The organism is Zhenhengia sp., assembly GCF_046966505.1.
GTDB classification, from domain to species: Bacteria; Bacillota; Clostridia; order Lachnospirales; family Cellulosilyticaceae; genus Zhenhengia; species Zhenhengia yiwuensis.
Map to the genome: position 1 here is coordinate 1 of NZ_JBKVCH010000014.1, position 16,803 is coordinate 16,803.

The 16,803-nt window shown below is 35.7% G+C and carries 17 protein-coding genes and 1 tRNA gene; 2 read left to right on the top strand and 16 right to left on the bottom strand.

Features of this window, described 5'->3' with window-relative positions:
- Positions 1 to 56 precede the first annotated feature (56 nt).
- The 12 genes from ACLTBU_RS13780 to ACLTBU_RS13835 all read right to left on the bottom strand — a co-directional run bounded on the left by ACLTBU_RS13780 (position 57) and on the right by ACLTBU_RS13835 (position 10,729).
- Positions 57 to 127, bottom strand: a tRNA-Gly gene (locus ACLTBU_RS13780).
- A gap of 91 nt (positions 128 to 218) precedes the next feature.
- Positions 219 to 731 carry a YfcE family phosphodiesterase gene (locus ACLTBU_RS13785; RefSeq protein WP_249331383.1) on the bottom strand — a complete coding sequence of 171 codons (513 nt, stop codon included), beginning with the start codon at positions 729 to 731 and terminating at the stop codon, positions 219 to 221.
- 1 nt (position 732) lies between these two features.
- Entirely contained in the window at positions 733 to 1,332 is a 600-nt protein-coding gene (locus tag ACLTBU_RS13790) for an XTP/dITP diphosphatase (RefSeq protein WP_412219473.1), read from the bottom strand.
- The gene (locus tag ACLTBU_RS13795) at positions 1,295 to 1,792 is read right to left on the bottom strand and encodes a GerMN domain-containing protein (RefSeq protein ID WP_412219475.1); all 498 of its coding nucleotides are present in this window, start codon (positions 1,790 to 1,792) and stop codon (positions 1,295 to 1,297) included. Before ACLTBU_RS13795 ends, ACLTBU_RS13790 begins: the two co-directional genes overlap by 38 nt.
- A gap of 115 nt (positions 1,793 to 1,907) precedes the next feature.
- Positions 1,908 to 4,121, bottom strand: a complete 2,214-nt coding sequence (locus tag ACLTBU_RS13800; protein ID WP_412219477.1) for an N-acetylmuramoyl-L-alanine amidase — start codon at positions 4,119 to 4,121, stop codon at positions 1,908 to 1,910.
- A 346-nt stretch (positions 4,122 to 4,467) separates the two neighbouring features.
- Positions 4,468 to 4,665 carry a hypothetical protein gene (locus ACLTBU_RS13805; protein WP_412219478.1) on the bottom strand — a complete coding sequence of 66 codons (198 nt, stop codon included), beginning with the start codon at positions 4,663 to 4,665 and terminating at the stop codon, positions 4,468 to 4,470.
- Positions 4,640 to 4,807 carry a hypothetical protein gene (locus tag ACLTBU_RS13810; protein WP_412219479.1) on the bottom strand — a complete coding sequence of 56 codons (168 nt, stop codon included), beginning with the start codon at positions 4,805 to 4,807 and terminating at the stop codon, positions 4,640 to 4,642. Before ACLTBU_RS13810 ends, ACLTBU_RS13805 begins: the two co-directional genes overlap by 26 nt.
- Positions 4,808 to 4,844: 37 nt before the next feature.
- Complete coding sequence (gene ligA, locus ACLTBU_RS13815) at positions 4,845 to 6,806, bottom strand: NAD-dependent DNA ligase LigA (RefSeq protein ID WP_412219573.1); 1,962 nt, start codon at positions 6,804 to 6,806, stop codon at positions 4,845 to 4,847.
- Between the two features lie 118 nt (positions 6,807 to 6,924).
- Positions 6,925 to 7,116, bottom strand: coding sequence for a hypothetical protein (locus tag ACLTBU_RS13820; RefSeq protein ID WP_412183517.1), 192 nt, complete (start codon positions 7,114 to 7,116; stop codon positions 6,925 to 6,927).
- Positions 7,117 to 7,200: 84 nt separating this feature from the next.
- A complete protein-coding gene (locus tag ACLTBU_RS13825) occupies positions 7,201 to 9,606 on the bottom strand; it encodes an ATP-dependent helicase (RefSeq protein ID WP_412219481.1) in 2,406 nt (801 codons plus the stop codon).
- Between the two features lie 60 nt (positions 9,607 to 9,666).
- Positions 9,667 to 9,954 (bottom strand): YerC/YecD family TrpR-related protein, encoded by a 288-nt coding sequence (locus ACLTBU_RS13830; RefSeq protein WP_412219482.1) that lies wholly within the window; start codon positions 9,952 to 9,954, stop codon positions 9,667 to 9,669.
- Positions 9,955 to 10,012: 58 nt separating this feature from the next.
- A complete protein-coding gene (locus tag ACLTBU_RS13835) occupies positions 10,013 to 10,729 on the bottom strand; it encodes a phosphatase (protein WP_249331376.1) in 717 nt (238 codons plus the stop codon).
- A 174-nt stretch (positions 10,730 to 10,903) separates the two neighbouring features.
- Between ACLTBU_RS13835 and ACLTBU_RS13840 the strand changes: the two genes are divergently transcribed.
- Positions 10,904 to 11,764, top strand: a complete 861-nt coding sequence (locus ACLTBU_RS13840) for a YitT family protein (RefSeq protein WP_412219483.1) — start codon at positions 10,904 to 10,906, stop codon at positions 11,762 to 11,764.
- An 83-nt stretch (positions 11,765 to 11,847) separates the two neighbouring features.
- On the opposite strand, the gene trpS is transcribed toward ACLTBU_RS13840, so the two are convergent.
- Positions 11,848 to 12,855 carry a tryptophan--tRNA ligase gene (gene trpS, locus ACLTBU_RS13845; protein WP_412219485.1) on the bottom strand — a complete coding sequence of 336 codons (1,008 nt, stop codon included), beginning with the start codon at positions 12,853 to 12,855 and terminating at the stop codon, positions 11,848 to 11,850.
- Between the two features lie 119 nt (positions 12,856 to 12,974).
- Between trpS and ACLTBU_RS13850 the strand changes: the two genes are divergently transcribed.
- Complete coding sequence (locus ACLTBU_RS13850; protein ID WP_249331374.1) at positions 12,975 to 13,451, top strand: S-ribosylhomocysteine lyase; 477 nt, start codon at positions 12,975 to 12,977, stop codon at positions 13,449 to 13,451.
- Between the two features lie 67 nt (positions 13,452 to 13,518).
- Here ACLTBU_RS13850 and ACLTBU_RS13855 read toward each other — a convergent pair whose 3' ends face one another.
- Genes ACLTBU_RS13855 through argJ form a run of 3 tightly spaced genes read right to left on the bottom strand, consistent with a single transcriptional unit; the run spans position 13,519 to position 16,794 of the window.
- Positions 13,519 to 14,685 carry an aspartate aminotransferase family protein gene (locus ACLTBU_RS13855; protein ID WP_412219487.1) on the bottom strand — a complete coding sequence of 389 codons (1,167 nt, stop codon included), beginning with the start codon at positions 14,683 to 14,685 and terminating at the stop codon, positions 13,519 to 13,521.
- Entirely contained in the window at positions 14,678 to 15,562 is an 885-nt protein-coding gene (argB, locus tag ACLTBU_RS13860; RefSeq protein WP_177670983.1) for an acetylglutamate kinase, read from the bottom strand. The genes ACLTBU_RS13855 and argB overlap by 8 nt, the downstream gene beginning before the upstream one ends.
- Positions 15,563 to 15,573: 11 nt before the next feature.
- Positions 15,574 to 16,794, bottom strand: a complete 1,221-nt coding sequence (gene argJ / locus ACLTBU_RS13865; protein ID WP_177670984.1) for a bifunctional ornithine acetyltransferase/N-acetylglutamate synthase — start codon at positions 16,792 to 16,794, stop codon at positions 15,574 to 15,576.
- Between the last annotated feature and the right edge of the window lie 9 nt (positions 16,795 to 16,803).

Genomic DNA, 16,803 nt, shown 5'->3' on the forward strand with positions numbered 1-16,803 from the left:
CCGGACCCACGCCTTAGAAGGGCGTTGCTCTATCCAGCTGAGCTATGGATACACAGAGCGGGTGATGGGAATCGAACCCACGTGGCCAGCTTGGAAGGCTGGTGTTCTACCATTGAACTACACCCGCATAACTTTTGGATTTTAATGCGTCGGCCTCAACCGACAAAATGTATTATATATAAATTCCTTCCATACGTCAACACCTTTTTTACATTTTTTTATAATTTCCTATGAATCTCTCCATTCCCAAGGGTTTGCATCAATCCTATATCTACAATTTCACCCTTTTTAATCTCGATAATTGCAAAGGATGGAAGGTTTTCATCCTTAGGTAGTGTCATACTTCCAGGGTTTAACAAAATAATGTCATCTTTACGCTCTAAGTAAGCAATGTGCGTATGCCCAAACACAGCAAGCTTAGCTTCATGTGCTATAGCATCAATCCACATCTCTTCATAGCTTTCTTTTACATGTTGCCTATGTCCATGAGTAATCATAATAGGTACATCATCTATATATTCTAAGATAGTACCTCCTGCCCCATAACCATCGCAATTACCAGCTACTTTATACATAACAAGTTCTGGATACAGATGCTCTATATATTTAGCATCTTCTATACAGTCACCACAATGAATAATATGAGTAAGACCATGCATTTTAAGACGTTCAATAAGTTGACACACATGGCTTGTACGGCCATGTGTATCACTGATAACAAGTACTTTCATCTCATTCACCTATTATTTCTTTTAACTTTTCTTTCATAGCATTTAAAGCTTTAGCACGGTGACTGATAGCATTTTTCTCATCTGGTGTAAGTTCTGCTGTAGATGTACTAGTCCCTTCCACATAGAAAATAGGATCGTAACCAAAGCCATTTGCACCTCTTGCCTCATGACCAATATAGCCTTCTATAGTCCCAAGTGTAGTCATAGTTTCCATATCTTTGCCTGCTGCTGCAATAGCACATACGAATCTAGCCGTACGATTCTCTTGCTCTACGTCTTTTAACCTATCTAAGATAATTTGATTCTTTACTTCATATGGTGTATCTTTCCCTAAATATCTAGCAGAATATACGCCTGGTTCTTTATTTAAACAGTCAATTTCAAGTCCTGAATCATCAGCTAAAATAATAGCATCTGTATAAACTTTTAACGCCTCTGCCTTAATGACTGCATTTTCTTCAAAAGTTTTTCCGTTCTCTTCAATCTCTATATCAATTCCAGCCTCATCCATTGTAAGAACTTCTACTGGCATACCTTCTAATATTTTTTTAATTTCTTTTACTTTACCTTGATTCTGTGTTGCAAATATTATTTTTTTCATCAATAGTACCCTCATCTTGTTCTGATAGTTTTGGTAAAATAAATGTCTCATAGTCCTCTCTCATATAAAGTGTATACACTCCTCCTTCTGGGAACCGATTCATCTCTCCTTCAATTAGAAGTGTTATATAATCTGCATTTGTTCTTTGAAATCCCCAGTCAAGTAGTGTATAAGCTACATAAGCTTCTGCAGCATTGCCACCCTTATACGCTGTAAGTTCTTGTGATAAATCTATTGTTAAGACATTCTCTTCATATTTTAAGTCTAAAATTTTAATTTGTGAAGAGTAGTTTAATGCTTCTTCTATCTCTCTAAGTTTTTCTTCTAGCCCCTGCTCTAAAATCTTATCAAAAACTTCTTCCTTATTCTCTAACTCAACATTGACTGTATAACTAGGTACATTTAAACCGCCTATAGCTACGCATAACATTACAAAAGACACACTTAGAGCTTTTAACATTTTTTACCAATCCCCCTTTCTTTTATTGTATTTTCATTTAGGAGGCTTGGCAAGAAAATCTGTTCAACAAAAAAAGTAGTAAGTCTCCACACTTACTACTTTTTATTTATAATTTTTATCTAAATGACATAGTTTCAAACATTTCGATAATAGCATCACCTACTGCTCTTGCATAATTCTGCGTAAATACAGATGATTTTAATAAAGCTGCTTCTGTAGGATTTGAAATAAAAGCCCCTTCAAGTAAAATAGCTGGCATCTTACTTGTATTGAGAACAACTAGTTCTGGTCTTGCCTTAATCCCTCTATTATAGGTGCCGCATTCTTTAACAATATAATCTTGGGCAATTTGAGCCATTTGTTTACTTCTTATATCTGTTGTACTTGGGTAGTAAAGTACTTCTGTTCCCTTACTTACTGCATTATGTGAATTGTTATGTACGCTTACAAATATATCTGCCTCAATTTCATTAGCTAAATCTGTTCTGCCAGTAAGACTTGGATAAGTATCTTCTTCTCTTGTTAGATAGATTTTAATATCTGAATGGGTATTTAAATAATCTGCTATAGCAAGTGTTTGTCTTAAGTTTACTTCTTTTTCTACAACACCATTTCCACTTGATCCACTATCATGGGCACCATGACCTGCATCCAGCACAAGAATCTTATCATATTTTTCTCTTGGCTTTACAAGCTCAATAATAAGACTTCCATTACGTTCATTTACATTTACAGCACGCACAATTTGCTCTTTAATTTTAAGATGTGTCGTCACACCATTTTCTACGGTAATCGATTCTACAATACCATCACCAATTGTCATGGTTCCATTACTAAAGACATCTGAGTAATCATCTCCAAGGTCCACAAGAATGGTCTTATCTCTATATACATCTGTTACAGTAATATCTGCTAATGAGAAATCTGATGGCATTTCCAGTTTAATAGTATTGCCAAACGTCCCATTATACTCCATAAATTCAAAGAGTGGCTTGCCAAAACGCACAAGTGTATTCCCATTTACATTCTCTGTCGTATGCATAAATTTCATATCTTCTTGTACTCTAATCACAATCTCGCTATCATTACCTGACTCTCTTGTAGTGACTGCATCAATATAAGTACCTCTTATACGGTTCCACTCTACCATTTCAGAAATAGTTGTATTGAAGAGCGTAATAATAATTTCATTATTATCTTTATCTTCTTCTACATACATTTGGTCCGGTGTAATTCCTTCAATAGCCACATATTCACCCTTGTAATCTTCTCCTAAAGCTAAAGCAGATAATTCTTCTTGTGTAAACTGAACAACTATTTCACGTCTATCTTCACCTAATGATACAAAGGCCTCTGCTCCTGACTTTAGGTCAAATACAACACGAGTTGTATCTGATGCAAATTGACTTGTACGAATTTGTTTGATAAAAGTATTATTTGGTACTGTAATGGTAGAACTTAATCTATTTTTACTGTTTTTAATATCAATAACGAGCTTGCCATTATACTTACTTACCTCAATATCTGTAATAGGTGTACTTGCTTCAATAAGAGCTGTTGCATCTATACGTCCTGGCAATACTGTAACACCATCTACTGTTGTCATATTGAAATTTTGCATAGAGCTATCTACCATTAAACTTATGCTATCCCCTTGATAGAATTTTAAAATACCATTTAACACATTTTCTAACTTATTTTCTTCACTTGGTAAAACTGGTATTGGATTAGATTCTGGCACATCTTCAATATCTGGTTTTTCTTCTGGTTTTTCTTCTGGTTTTTCTTCTACATCTGGTAGCTCTTCTGTTTTCTCTTCCGGAAGTGGCTCTGGAGTTGGCACGTCAGGTGTTGATTCCCCTTCTGTAATATGTACGGAACGATCTTCGCCCTTCCATTCTACCCCTAATCCTATATTTTCCCCTATAAAACGTAGTGGCACCATAATTTTGTCATTAATAATCTTAGCTGGTACATCTAATGTTACAGTATTTCCATCTAACCAGACTTCTTGCTTATCTGGCTCTAAAATCATAAGTGAGTCTTTATAGCTCACATAAATTTTCTTTTCATAACTTTTCCATTCTACAGCTGCCCCCAATGGTTCAAAGACTTCTCTTGCAGGTACAAGTACACGGCTATCAATTTGTACAGGTGGCATAATTTTTGTTTCTACTACTTCTTCATTTACATATAAAGTAATAGGCGCTAGTGTATAGTCATGCTTTTTCCCATCATAGACAAGTTCCATAGAGTACGCATATATTGGATTCACGCTCATTAAAGCTATGCATGTACTTACTAATAACTTCTTTGTAGTTTTGCGCATAAATTCCTCCTAAATGTCATATTTTGCTTAATGTATATCCATATTATAACAAAATATTTAAGAGGCATTTTAATTCCTTATGTTTCTTAACAAACTTGTAATATTTGCTAATATATTTAATTTTCTTTAGGGATAATAAGAAGACGTATAAAAACCAGAAAAATTTACAACAGACATGGTTACCCATTTCTCTTTGATCCCCTCTATTAACCCTAATAGTAGAGCTATACCACTCATTCTCATAAAGGCACATCGCCATCCCACTAGGTCATTTAAAAGTACCAAAGGTGACATTGCTAAAATAGTACCTAGATTTCCTATAAAAGGCGCAAGCCCTAATATCGTACTAAACTTCTCTTCTTTTATCTACCTTACAGGCCTGCTCTAATAAGCATTCTTCTAAATCAAACTGAATATAGGCATTAATAACTTTATTCATACGCTTTGCTTTTTCTAAGTAATGCCTCGTAAGATCCACACTCTTTAAACTACCTTCATCTAGTCTACTACTTAATTTACTAATGGTCATATTTGATAGTATCATAATGCATCTCCCATCTTTCTAGTGGTTTAAACATTTCAAGTGTTTGATTAATCTCATTCTCAAAATAACTTAATTCTCTTTCAGTCAAATGCATTTTAGCCTGTTTTGAAATATCTATAAGCTGCTTTCTATCCAGTCTCATATTAAGTCTCCTATCAAAAAAGAGGGCTATACGCCCCCTATACTTCGTTAATTATATTTAAAAATTCATCTTCTGTAAGAATAGGTATACCTAATTCTTTTGCTTTCTTATTCTTACTAGAACCTGATGTATTATCGTTATTAATGAGGTAATCTGTCTTCTTACTTACAGACCCAGTCACCTTACCACCGAGTTCCTCAATTTTAGCACTTAACGCCTTACGATTATCAAAATGATGAACATCACCTGTAATAACAAAAGTTTTTCCTTCTAAGATAAGGCCTTCTTTATCTTTCTTCTCTGCTTTAACAAAGTTGACCTCACGAGTAAGACGTCCCAGCATCTCTCTATTTGCTGGTAGATGGAAATAGTTACTAAGTTCTCTTGCAATAACTGGTCCTACACCTTCTATAGTCACAAAATCTTCTACCTTAGCTTCCATAATACGTTCCAAGTCATCCTCAAAGTGTTTGCATATGAGTTTAGCATTCATAGGTCCTACTTGTAAAATACCTAAAGCATAAATAAATTGATGTAATGCCACTTGACGTGTGTTTTCAATAGCTTTAATCAATTTATCATAGGACTTCTGACCAAAGCCTTCCATAGCTTTAATTTCTTCTTCATAATCTTGTAAGTGATACAAAGAAACAAAGTCTACTAAAAAGCCTTTATTTAGAAATTTTTCTACTGTAGCCTCTGATAAACCTTCAATATTCATAGCATCACGGCTTGCATAATGCACAAATGCCTGGCTTCTCTGCGCTGGGCAGTTACCATTTGGACAGTAAAGTGTTTTAGCTGTTTTATCCTGCTTTACAACAGTCTCTGCCCCGCATACCTGACAAGTACAAGGTGTATCTATAGGCCCTGATTGGGTTAGATTTTCGGCTACTTGTGGAATAATCATATTAGCTTTAAATACTTTTACTGTGTCACCTATACCAATTTTAAGTTCTTCTACAATACTTAAGTTGTGAAGACTTGCACGTTCTACTGTAGTACCTTCTAACTCTACAGGCTCAAAAATGGCTACTGGATTAATAAGCCCTGTTCTTGAAGTATTCCACTCTACTCTTAAAATATGCGTCTCTCTTATTTCATCTTGCCATTTAAAAGCAATACCATCTTTTGGGAACTTAGCTGTAGTTCCTAAGCTTTTTGAATAAGGAATATCATCATATACAAGTACTAAGCCATCTGATGCAAAGTCGCGTTTAGTGATTTCTTCACTAAAGTACTGAACTGCTTCTTCTAGGTTATCTTTTGTAACAGCCTTATACTCTACTGTTTCAAACCCAAGTGTTTTAAGCCACTGCATTTTTTCCATTTTACTTGTTAGTTCATCATTCCCCTCTACTACTGCAAATGCATACAATCTTACATGTCTTTTAGATGTAATCTCTGAATTAAGTTGTCTTACACTGCCACTACATAAGTTACGTGGATTTTTATACTTTTCTTCTGCTGGTAACTTTTCATTAATACGCTCAAAATCGCTATAGTGAATAACAGCCTCTCCTCTTATAACAAGGCGCTCTTTATAAGGAATTGTAAGAGGTAAATTGATAAAGGTTTTAGCATTATTTGTAACATCTTCACCAATTTCACCATTGCCTCTTGTAACAGCTTGTGTAAGTCTACCATCTTCATAAGTACATACAATAGTAAGTCCATCCAATTTCCAAGAAAGCATACCAAACTGACTGCCTAGGAAGCTCTTGAGCTTTTCTACTTCTTTTGTCTTATCTAATGAAAGCATACGGGATGGATGTGTCACCTTTTTTAGGTTACTAGCTACTTCATAACCTACTTTTTGTGTTACACTTCCTGCTAGAACTGTACCTGTTTCTACCTCTAAGCCTAATAATTCATCATATAATTTATCATATTCAAAGTTACTCATAATTTCTCTGTCTTCCTGCTCATAGGCATAGGCAGCTTTTTTAAGTAGGTTTACGAGTTCCTGCATACGTCTCATTTTATCTTCGTAATTCATAATTTCTCCTTTGCAACCTTCTTTTCTTTCTATTGTAATAGTTTTTCCATCTTTGGTCAAAATCCATGCAAAAAAGAAGACTAAATACTGTATCCCCATACGTATTTAGTCTTCTTTTTTAGAAATAATTTATTTGTTCTTGTTGTTGCATTTTTGCCTTTTTTAGAAAGTCTTTTTTCATAAAGGTAAGTTCATCATATTCTTCTCTAGTAATCTTACCCGTGTTATATAGCTTGTCTGCCAATTTAATAAAATCTTCTGTAATGGTTACAAGCTCTGCTAAACTTAAATCATCCTGTATTTTTTCCACAATGCTACCCCCTCATTGCCCTAAACCTTTCTAATCACATTGTACCATTTCCATTAAATACCATCAAGTGCTTTTTAAAATTTTTTACATTTTTTGCAATTTAGCAAATCTAGCACTTAGTTTTTTTGTCATACCTTTATCAAAATCAATTGTTACAAATACATCATCCTCTGTATGTTCTACAGCTGTAATCATACCTGTGCCAAACATCTTATGTTTAATTTTATCACCTTGTTCATAAGTATCTTCAACTTTTGGAAGGTTCTCGATTTTTTTACCTGCTAGACCCGTATTAGGTTTGTAGGCCTCCGCCTTATTACTTCCTATCTTTTGACGATTAAACGGCGAAAGAGGATTAGTATAAGCTGTATTAAGTCGCATCGTACCATCTTTCTGAGTTTTAGCGGCTGGTGTAGGAATGCTCAGTCTACCAGCAAAATAATCTGCTGCTGATCCTCTCATCTGCCCACTTGTACCACGTGTCATTCCACTTGTAGATGTACCTTTTGATACTGGTTGCATAGTTGGTCTAAATGGCTGCTGTCTCTTCCTCTCAAGTGCTTCTAAGTTAGTTACTTCAATAGGAATCTCTTTAATAAACCTAGAGCATACAGCACCTTGTGTACGACCGAACACAGTTCTTTGCTGTGCATAAAGCATATAGAGCTTTTCTCTTGCACGGGTAATCCCTACATAACAAAGACGTCTTTCTTCTTCTACTTTATCGTCCCCTTCTGTCATACTCATATAGCTAGGGAATAAGCCTTCTTCTACCCCCGGGATAAATACCACTGGGAACTCTAAGCCTTTGGCACTATGAAGTGTCATAAGAACAATAGAGTTACTATTAGCATCATAGTTATCCACATCTGCCACTAAAGCAATATCTTCAAGGAAAGCTGCTAAGGATGGCTCTTCACTCGTTTCCATATAAGAAGCTGCTTTCGATACAAGCTCTTCGATATTGGCAATACGCTCTAAGTAGTCTTCCCCTTCTGTCTGACGAAGGTACTCTCTATAGCTTGTCTTCTCAATAATATTTTCAAGTAGTACTTTCACATCATCTTCCCTTGCAATCTCTTTAAGCTCTTCAACAAGATTTACAAATCCAAGTACTTTTGTAGCAGGTCCATTTCCTAAAATACTCATTTCTTTAGACAACTTAGCTGCTTCATAGAAATCCATGCCTTGTACATTGGCATAACGTGTAATAGTTTCTAAGCTTGATGCACCAATACCACGTCTTGGTACATTAATAATACGTTTCATAGAAATATCATCTTTTGTATTGGCTACTGTTCTAAGATATGCAAGCATGTCTTTAACTTCTTTACGTTCGTAGAAGCGTGTACCTCCAAGTAAACGATAAGGAATATCATGCTGCATCATTTTTTCCTCTAGTACACGAGACTGTGCGTTGGTACGATAAAGAATAGCATAGTCCTTATAGTCATAGTCGCCATTTTCAATACCATTTACAATAATTTCTGAAATAGCGTCAGCTTCACGGTATTCATTATCCATTTGAAGAATACTAATACGTTCACCTTTTTCATTTTCTGTCCAAAGTTTTTTCACTTTACGACCTTGGTTATGCGCTACGACTTTATTTGCTGCGTCCAAGATATTTTGTGTAGAGCGGTAATTCTGCTCAAGTCTGATAACTGCTGCATTGTCAAAATCGCGCTCGAAGTCTAAGATATTACTAATATCTGCACCACGCCATCCATAGATAGACTGGTCATCATCCCCTACTACACAAAGGTTTTTATACTTTTTAGCAAGAAGCTGTACAAGCTGATACTGTACACCATTTGTATCCTGATACTCATCTACTAAAATATATCTGAATTTATCTTGATAAAATTCTAAAACATCTTTATGGTCTCTAAAAAGAATACATGTGTTAAGAAGTAAATCATCAAAGTCCATCGCATCATTTTCTCTTAGTTTCTTTTGATACTGTGCATAGATTTTGGCAATCATTTTATTCTTATAATCATCCCCAGCAGAAGCTGCAAATTCTTCAGATGTAATGTACTGGTTTTTCTGACTGCTGATTGTCCCCAGTACAGATGATACAGGATAATTCTTTTCATTAAGATTAAGCATTTTCATAACTTCCTTAATAACAGCTTTCTGGTCTGCTGTATCATAAATCGTAAAGTATCTGCCATACCCTAACTTCTCACTATTACGTCGTAAAATACGTACACACATAGCATGAAATGTACTAATCCACATATCACGCACTGTATTTTCTCCAACTAAGTTTCCTACACGCTCACGCATCTCTGCAGCTGCTTTGTTCGTAAAGGTAATAGCTAAAATTGACCAAGGTGTTACCCTTTTATTTTCTATTAAGTGGGCAATACGGTGTGTTAGTACACGCGTCTTCCCAGAACCTGCCCCTGCTAAAACAAGAAGTGGACCTTCTGTATGCAGAACAGCTTCTTTTTGTCTATCATTCAATCCTGATGTAAAGTCCATTCACACTCTCTCCTTTTTCCTATGAGTATTCAAAAAATAAAACAGCTCCCTCAAGCTGTTTTATTTTTTAACTCTCTCTAAAATTAATTTATAACCATCCGAACCATAACTTAAACATCTATTCACACGACTAATAGTAGCTGTAGATGCACCTGTAATCTGCTGAATTTCTGTATATGTTCTTTTCTCCTCCAGCATTTTAGCTACTTCTAACCTTTGAGCCAGTGATTTGATTTCATTAATGGTACATATATCTTCAAAAAATGCATAACACTCTTCTATATTTCCAAGCTTTAAAATAGCTTCAAACAAACGATCTGTCATATCGTCTTTTAGTTTACTATTCATCTTGCAACTTCCCCCTCTCCTATATTCTTCACCATTTTATCCTATTCCATCTTCCATTTCAATTCTTTAGAGTAATAAAGTCCAGCAATCTTTCAGGATATAGGTTTAGAATAAGTTCTTTAGGAAAGTCTACTTCTTCAAAAAGTCTAATACTTTCTTCAAACTCACCTACAGCATACGCAGTATGCGCATCTGTATTTGCTATAACAGGTACACCATGTATTTTACAATATTTAAGAAGTTCTACAAGGTTCTCTCTCACACCTGGTCTAAAACCTCCTGGTCTTAAAGAAGCATTATTCACCTCAAGTAAAGTACCTGTACGCTTAGAAGCTAATACAACAGCTTCATGGTCAAACGGATAACGGTTATCCCCTGGGTGCCCTAAAATCTTCACATAAGGATTTTCCATAGCACCAATCATAGCACGAGTTACTTCTTCTTTATCACCAAAACGAATGCATGGTGGATGAAGACTTGCAATAGCAAAATCTAAAACATTAATATAGTCTTCGTTAATATCTACTTTACCATCAAAATCAACAATATTAGCCTCTATACCACGTACTACTGTCACACCATATAATACTCTTGGAATAGCACGCATATTATGGAAGTGGAAGTCATGAGGGCCACCTGGCATACCACTACTATGATCTGTCATCGCAATAACTTTCAATCCTTTTTCAGCTGCAAATCTTGCAATTTCATCTATTGTACTATAAGCATGCCCACTTGCTACTGTATGAATATGCATGTCTGTTAAAAATTTCATGTTCTATCACCTGCTTTTCTTATCTCTTCTTATCTTACACCCTAAGACTCATTTTGACAAAATGAATTTTAACTTTTTAGTTATAAAAGCTTTTCAATCCTCTCAAACTACCTTTATAATATAATTAAACTAAAAATTATAAAATATTTAGTTTATTTTAGAAAGGAGCTGTCCATGCCCAAATTAAAATTAGATATTCAACGTACTCTTTTTATTATTATAGGAACTTTCTTAATAGCTTTATCTACAAATGCTATTCTTATTCCTAATCATCTTTTAAGTGGAGGTATTAATGGCATAGCTACTTTCTTACACCTAACCTTAGACTGGAATGTAGGTCTAATGGTCATTGTTCTTAATATTCCTTTATTCATCATCGCTATATTTTTCCTAAAAAAGCACTTTATCATATTTAGTTTCTTCGGCATGCTCATGCTTTCTTTCTGGCTTGAGGTGACTCCTTCTATTACTATTTCTACAGAAAGCCCTCTTACTGTTATTGTTCTAGGTGGACTTTTAAACGGACTTGGAAGTGGTATTATTTTTAGAGGCGATGGCTCTACGGGTGGTTCTGATATTATCGCTAAAATCGTCAACAAACACTTCTCCATTAGTATGGCTAATGTCAACATGATGGTTAATACTGTCATCATTGTTCTTTCTATTTGTTTTTTTAGTATCGACCTTGCTACTTTGACTCTTGCTACTATGTTTGTTGCTAGCCGTGTCACACACTTTGTCGTAGATGGTGTCAACTATAAACGTACACTCTTTATTATTACAGACGAAACACATTATGAGCCCATGGCTAATCATATTATGTCTGAATTGCTTCGGGGGGTCACAATTATCCCTGCGCAAGGCGCCTATACCCAAGCTAACCGCTATATTCTCTATACCACTGTTAGTATTAGAGAACTCGCTAAAATCAAATCTATTGTTGCACATCATGATCTAGCAGCTTTTGTAACTGTAACTCCAACTGCACAAGTGTTTGGAAATGGACGAGGTTTTATGCATAATATTAGTGAGTAACTTCCTTATAAATGTTATTTTTTCACAAAAAAGATGTGAAAATGCTTGTAAATGCATCGTCACATCTTTTTATTTTTAAATTCTTAGCGCACAACCGGTGGGAATCCCACTTTTTTCTGTACCTTGCGAAGTGTTTTTGTTGCAAGATAGTTAGCTGTTTCAGCATTTTTCTTAATAATACTATCAATATATGTTTTATCGCTACTTAATTCTTTAAAGCGTGCTTGAAGCGGACGAAGCTCTTCTACTACAGCTTCTCCTACTCGCATTTTAAAATCACCATAGCCTTTACCTTCAAACTCAGATTGAATTTGCTCCATAGTTTGACCTGTAATAGCTCCATAAATACTCATTAAATTGCTAATACCTGGCTTCGTTTCTTGGTCGAAACGTACACAAGCATCTGAGTCTGTTACTGCACGTTTGAATTTACGCATAATTGCATCTGGATCATCCATAAGATAAATACTTGCATTAGTATCTTCATCTGATTTAGACATTTTACTTGTTGGCTCTTGAAGGCTCATAACTCTAGCACCTACTTTGCCAATATAAGGCTCTGGCACTTTGAATGTCTCTCCATATAAACCATTAAAACGCATAGCAATATCACGCGCAAGTTCTAAATGTTGTTTTTGGTCTGCACCAACCGGTACAAGGTCTGTTTGGAAAAGAAGAATATCTGCTGCCATAAGGGCTGGATAAGTAAATAATCCTGCATTGATATTTTCTCCATGCTTACTTGATTTTTCTTTAAACTGAGTCATACGACTTAATTCACCCATATAAGTATAACAATTTAAAATCCAAGCAAGTTCAGCATGTGCAGATACATGTGATTGATAGTAAATCACGTTTTTTTCTGGATCAAGACCGGCTGCTATATATTGCATAAGAAGGTTTCTTGCATTTTTTCTAAGTGTAGCTGGATCTTGTCTTACTGTAATGGCATGCATATCTACGATACAATATAAACAATTATATTCATCTTGTAAATTAGTCCAGTTTTTGAGTGCACCTAAATAATTTCCAAGTGTGATAACCCCTGAAGGCTGCATCCCACTAAAGATGACTTTTTTTTCATTTTCCATGATTGCACCTCTTTTTTCAATCGTTTTAGTGAATTAGATTTATCATATCATATTTTCATAGAAAGCAAAACGTCTTTCAGTGTATAATAAGATTAAACGTTTAAGAAAGGATTTTGATTATGAAAAAAATTGCAAGTTTTACAGTTAATCATTTAGACCTGTTAGCAGGTATTTATGTATCTAGAGTAGATTATGTAGGTGAGCATGCTGTGACAACTTATGATCTTCGCATGAAAATGCCTAATAAAGAACCTGTACTTCAAAATGCTGAAATGCATACAATTGAACATTTAGGTGCTACTTTCCTTCGTAACCATTCAAAATGGGAAAATGACGTTGTATACTTTGGACCAATGGGCTGTCGTACAGGCTTTTACCTCATTTTAAAAGGGGACCGTTCTTCAGCAGATATTGCAACTCTTATTACTGAACTCTTTGAGTTTGTTGCAACTTTTGAAGGCGAAGTACCTGGGGCATCAGCACGTGACTGCGGTAACTATTTAGATATGAACTTACCTATGGCACGCTTTGAAGCTAAGAAATATTTAGAGGTTCTTCACAATCTTACACCAGCTCACTTAACTTATCCAGAATAAACGAAAAGGTAGAGTCCTTCTGATTCTTCAGAAAGGCTCTACCTTTTTATATAGGCATCTTTTACTTTTATATAAGTAGCTCTTCTAAAATAGCTATACCTTCATCAACTTGCTTGGCTGTCATGATAAGTGGTGGTAATAGCCTTATCACTTTCTCACCTGCTCCAATAGCAAGAAGACCCTTAGCCATACATTTTTCTAGTAAAGGTTTGACAGGTTCATTTATTTCAATACCAATCATAAGCCCCATTCCCCTTACCTCTACTATTTTCTCACTTTTTGCTTGCATTTTTAAAAGCTTATCTTTCAAATACTTACTTACGCTCTGTACATGTTCCATAAGGCCATTTTCACATAATTCCTTAAGCACTACGCTAGCCGCTGTTGTAGCTAATAAATTCCCACCAAAAGTAGTACCATGATTACCTGGTGTAAAAACATTGGCTTTGTCTGTACATAAAATAGCACCAATAGGTAATCCTGCCCCTAAGCCCTTTGCAGTCGTTACAATATCAGGTTGAAGTCCAAATTGCGAGTAGGCAAATAAACTTCCTGTTCTCCCAATTCCTGTCTGAACTTCGTCTATAATAAGCAGTGCATCATACTGTACGCATAATTTTTCTACTGCTTTAAGGTAAACTTCATCTGCTAGAATGATACCACCTTCGCCTTGAATGACTTCTAATATAACTGCACAGGTATTTTCATTGATGCAGGCTTTTATATCTTCTATATCATTGAACTGGGCATAGTAGAAGTCTGACATTAAAGGCTTAAAATCCTTTTGGTACTGCTCTTTCGGTGTAGCACTTAAAGCTCCCAAAGTACGCCCATGAAATCCCCCTTTTAAACTAATAATCTGTGTCTTTGTAGGAGATTTTTGCTTACCATATTTTCTAGCAAGTTTAATAGCACCTTCATTAGCTTCTGTTCCACTGTTGCAGAAGAAAACTTTATCTAACGAACTATAGGTGACAAGTAACTGAGCTGCTTCTATCTGCGGCTTAGTATAATAATAATTTGATATATGAATAAGTTTATCCACCTGATTTTTAAGTGCTTCTGTCAGTACAGGGTGATGGTGCCCTAAACTGTTTACAGCAATCCCACTGCCCATATCCAGATACTTATGACCTTCTTCATCATAGACATAACATCCTTCTCCATTTTCTAGCACCAAGTTAAAGCGTCCATATGTAGGCATCATATATTGTTTTTCTAACTGGCTAAACATCTTTCTCCTCCTCACCTTTATAAAGCATAGTTCCTATTCCTTTATGAGTATAAATTTCAAGAATCAGTGCATGCTGTACTCTACCATCTAGGATATGAACCATTTCAACCCCTTTATCTATAGCTTCTAAACAACAAGTCACTTTCGGAATCATACCACCTTTTATAGTACCATCTTCTAGATACTCTACTGCTTCACGCTTACTTAAATAAGAAATAAGTGAAGAAGGGTCCTCCTTATCTTTTAACACACCTTCTACGTCTGTTAAGAAAACTAACTTCTGCGCATTTAATGCCCCAGCAACGGCTACTGCTACATAATCTGCATTAATGTTATACGTATGCCCTTCTTTATCTGTACCGATAGGTGCAATAACAGGTATAAAGTCACCTTCTATTAAAGTGTTAATGAGCTTAGTATGCACCTTTGTAATCTCGCCTACAAATCCTAAATCTATCCCCTCTTTTTCTAGCTTCTTAGCTTCTATCATCTGTCCATCTTTTCCAGTAAGTCCTACAGCACTTCCTCCTTGCTCATGAATCATAGAAACAATTTTCTTATTCACCTTGCCCGCAAGTACCATCTCTACTACTTCTACTGTTTCCTTAGTAGTTACTCGAAGTCCATCTATAAAGCTAGACTCTATAGCCATCTTATTTAACACCTGATTAATCTCAGGCCCTCCACCATGAACAATAACAGGCCTTAATCCTACTGATTTAAGCAAGACCATATCTTGAATAATGGTCTCGTTGATCTTAGGATCAAGCATAGCACTCCCGCCATACTTAATAACTACCACCTGATCTTTGAATGCCTGTATATAAGGGAGTGCTTCACTTAACACCTTCGCCTTTTCGATAATTTGATAATTCATTTCCCCTCCCCCTAACTTCTATATTCTCCATTTATTTTTACATAATCATAGCTTAGGTCACATCCCCATGCGGTTACTGTTTCACTACCTTCACTCATCTTTACAACAATTTTAATTTCAGCTTCCTCTAGAATATGCTTAGCTTTTATCTCATTAAATTTAAGTGGCGTACCTTGCTTAAATAGGTGAATAGAACCTGCTGCACTTTCTAAAGCAAGACTAACACCCTCCACATTAAAATCTACGCCTGCATACCCCATAGCGGCTAATATTCTCCCCCAGTTAGCATCTTCTCCAAAGAAAGCCGTTTTCACTAAACTAGATGTTAAAATACTTTTAGCAAGTGCTTTACCTGATGCAAAGTCTAAGGTATTTTGTATTTCTACTTCTAATAGCTTCGTTGCACCCTCTCCATCTTTTACAATAGAAATAGCTACATATTTAAGTGCCTCGAAAAGCATAGCCTTAAAGGCTTCATAATCTTCATTTTCCTCTGTGATACAAGAGTTCCCCCCTATCCCATTAGCTAATACGATAACACTATCATTGGTACTTGTATCTCCGTCTACTGTAATCATATTGAAGGAAGTCTCTACACACTCACTGAGTGCTTTCTGAAGCATGGTCTGTGAAATGTTAATATCTGTTGCAATAAAGGCAAGCATAGTAGCCATATTAGGATGAATCATGCCTGAGCCTTTTCCTATAGCTCCTAGCCTAATCTTGCACCCTCCAATAGTTTCTTCTAAGGCAATCTCCTTTGTAAAAGTATCTGTTGTTAAAATCGCTTCTGCTGCACTCTTTGCTGCTAAAGGTGTACGTTCCAACTTACCAGCTACCATATCTATTCCATCTAATATACAATCCATAGGAAGAGGCACCCCAATCACACCTGTAGAGCACACAAGTACTTCTTCTTTCTTAATACCTAATTGCTCTGCCGTACACTGGGCCATCTGCTCTGTATCCTGGTGTCCTTTTATACCTGTTACAGCATTAGCGTTACCGCTATTGATTACAATAGCATGAACTTTTTCCCCTGCCTTTAATACTTTTTGATCCCATATAACAGGTGCAGCTTTTACCTTGTTTTGAGTAAAAGCCCCTGCATACATACAAGGTGCTTTACTATATAACATAGCCATATCTTTTTTTTGTTTTTTTATTCCTATATGCTCTCCTACAGCTACAAAACCTTTTGCTGCTAGGATCCCTTGATTAATCAGTTTCATTTTATTCCC

Excerpts from the sequence above, each read along its gene's own strand:
- ACLTBU_RS13840 (WP_412219483.1), top strand. The coding sequence starts at position 10,904 with ATGCCCAAATTAAAATTAGATATTCAACGTACTCTTTTTATTATTATA.
- ACLTBU_RS13855 (WP_412219487.1), bottom strand. The coding sequence starts at position 14,685 with ATGTTTAGCCAGTTAGAAAAACAATATATGATGCCTACATATGGACGC.
- ligA (WP_412219573.1), bottom strand. The coding sequence starts at position 6,806 with ATGAATTACGAAGATAAAATGAGACGTATGCAGGAACTCGTAAACCTA.
- trpS (WP_412219485.1), bottom strand. The coding sequence starts at position 12,855 with ATGGAAAATGAAAAAAAAGTCATCTTTAGTGGGATGCAGCCTTCAGGG.
- ACLTBU_RS13810 (WP_412219479.1), bottom strand. The coding sequence starts at position 4,807 with ATGAGACTGGATAGAAAGCAGCTTATAGATATTTCAAAACAGGCTAAA.
- ACLTBU_RS13790 (WP_412219473.1), bottom strand. The coding sequence starts at position 1,332 with ATGAAAAAAATAATATTTGCAACACAGAATCAAGGTAAAGTAAAAGAA.
- ACLTBU_RS13800 (WP_412219477.1), bottom strand. The coding sequence starts at position 4,121 with ATGCGCAAAACTACAAAGAAGTTATTAGTAAGTACATGCATAGCTTTA.
- ACLTBU_RS13805 (WP_412219478.1), bottom strand. The coding sequence starts at position 4,665 with ATGATACTATCAAATATGACCATTAGTAAATTAAGTAGTAGACTAGAT.
- ACLTBU_RS13795 (WP_412219475.1), bottom strand. The coding sequence starts at position 1,792 with ATGTTAAAAGCTCTAAGTGTGTCTTTTGTAATGTTATGCGTAGCTATA.
- ACLTBU_RS13785 (WP_249331383.1), bottom strand. The coding sequence starts at position 731 with ATGAAAGTACTTGTTATCAGTGATACACATGGCCGTACAAGCCATGTG.
- ACLTBU_RS13825 (WP_412219481.1), bottom strand. The coding sequence starts at position 9,606 with ATGGACTTTACATCAGGATTGAATGATAGACAAAAAGAAGCTGTTCTG.
- argB (WP_177670983.1), bottom strand. The coding sequence starts at position 15,562 with ATGAATTATCAAATTATCGAAAAGGCGAAGGTGTTAAGTGAAGCACTC.
- ACLTBU_RS13835 (WP_249331376.1), bottom strand. The coding sequence starts at position 10,729 with ATGAAATTTTTAACAGACATGCATATTCATACAGTAGCAAGTGGGCAT.
- argJ (WP_177670984.1), bottom strand. The coding sequence starts at position 16,794 with ATGAAACTGATTAATCAAGGGATCCTAGCAGCAAAAGGTTTTGTAGCT.
- ACLTBU_RS13830 (WP_412219482.1), bottom strand. The coding sequence starts at position 9,954 with ATGAATAGTAAACTAAAAGACGATATGACAGATCGTTTGTTTGAAGCT.
- ACLTBU_RS13850 (WP_249331374.1), top strand. The coding sequence starts at position 12,975 with ATGAAAAAAATTGCAAGTTTTACAGTTAATCATTTAGACCTGTTAGCA.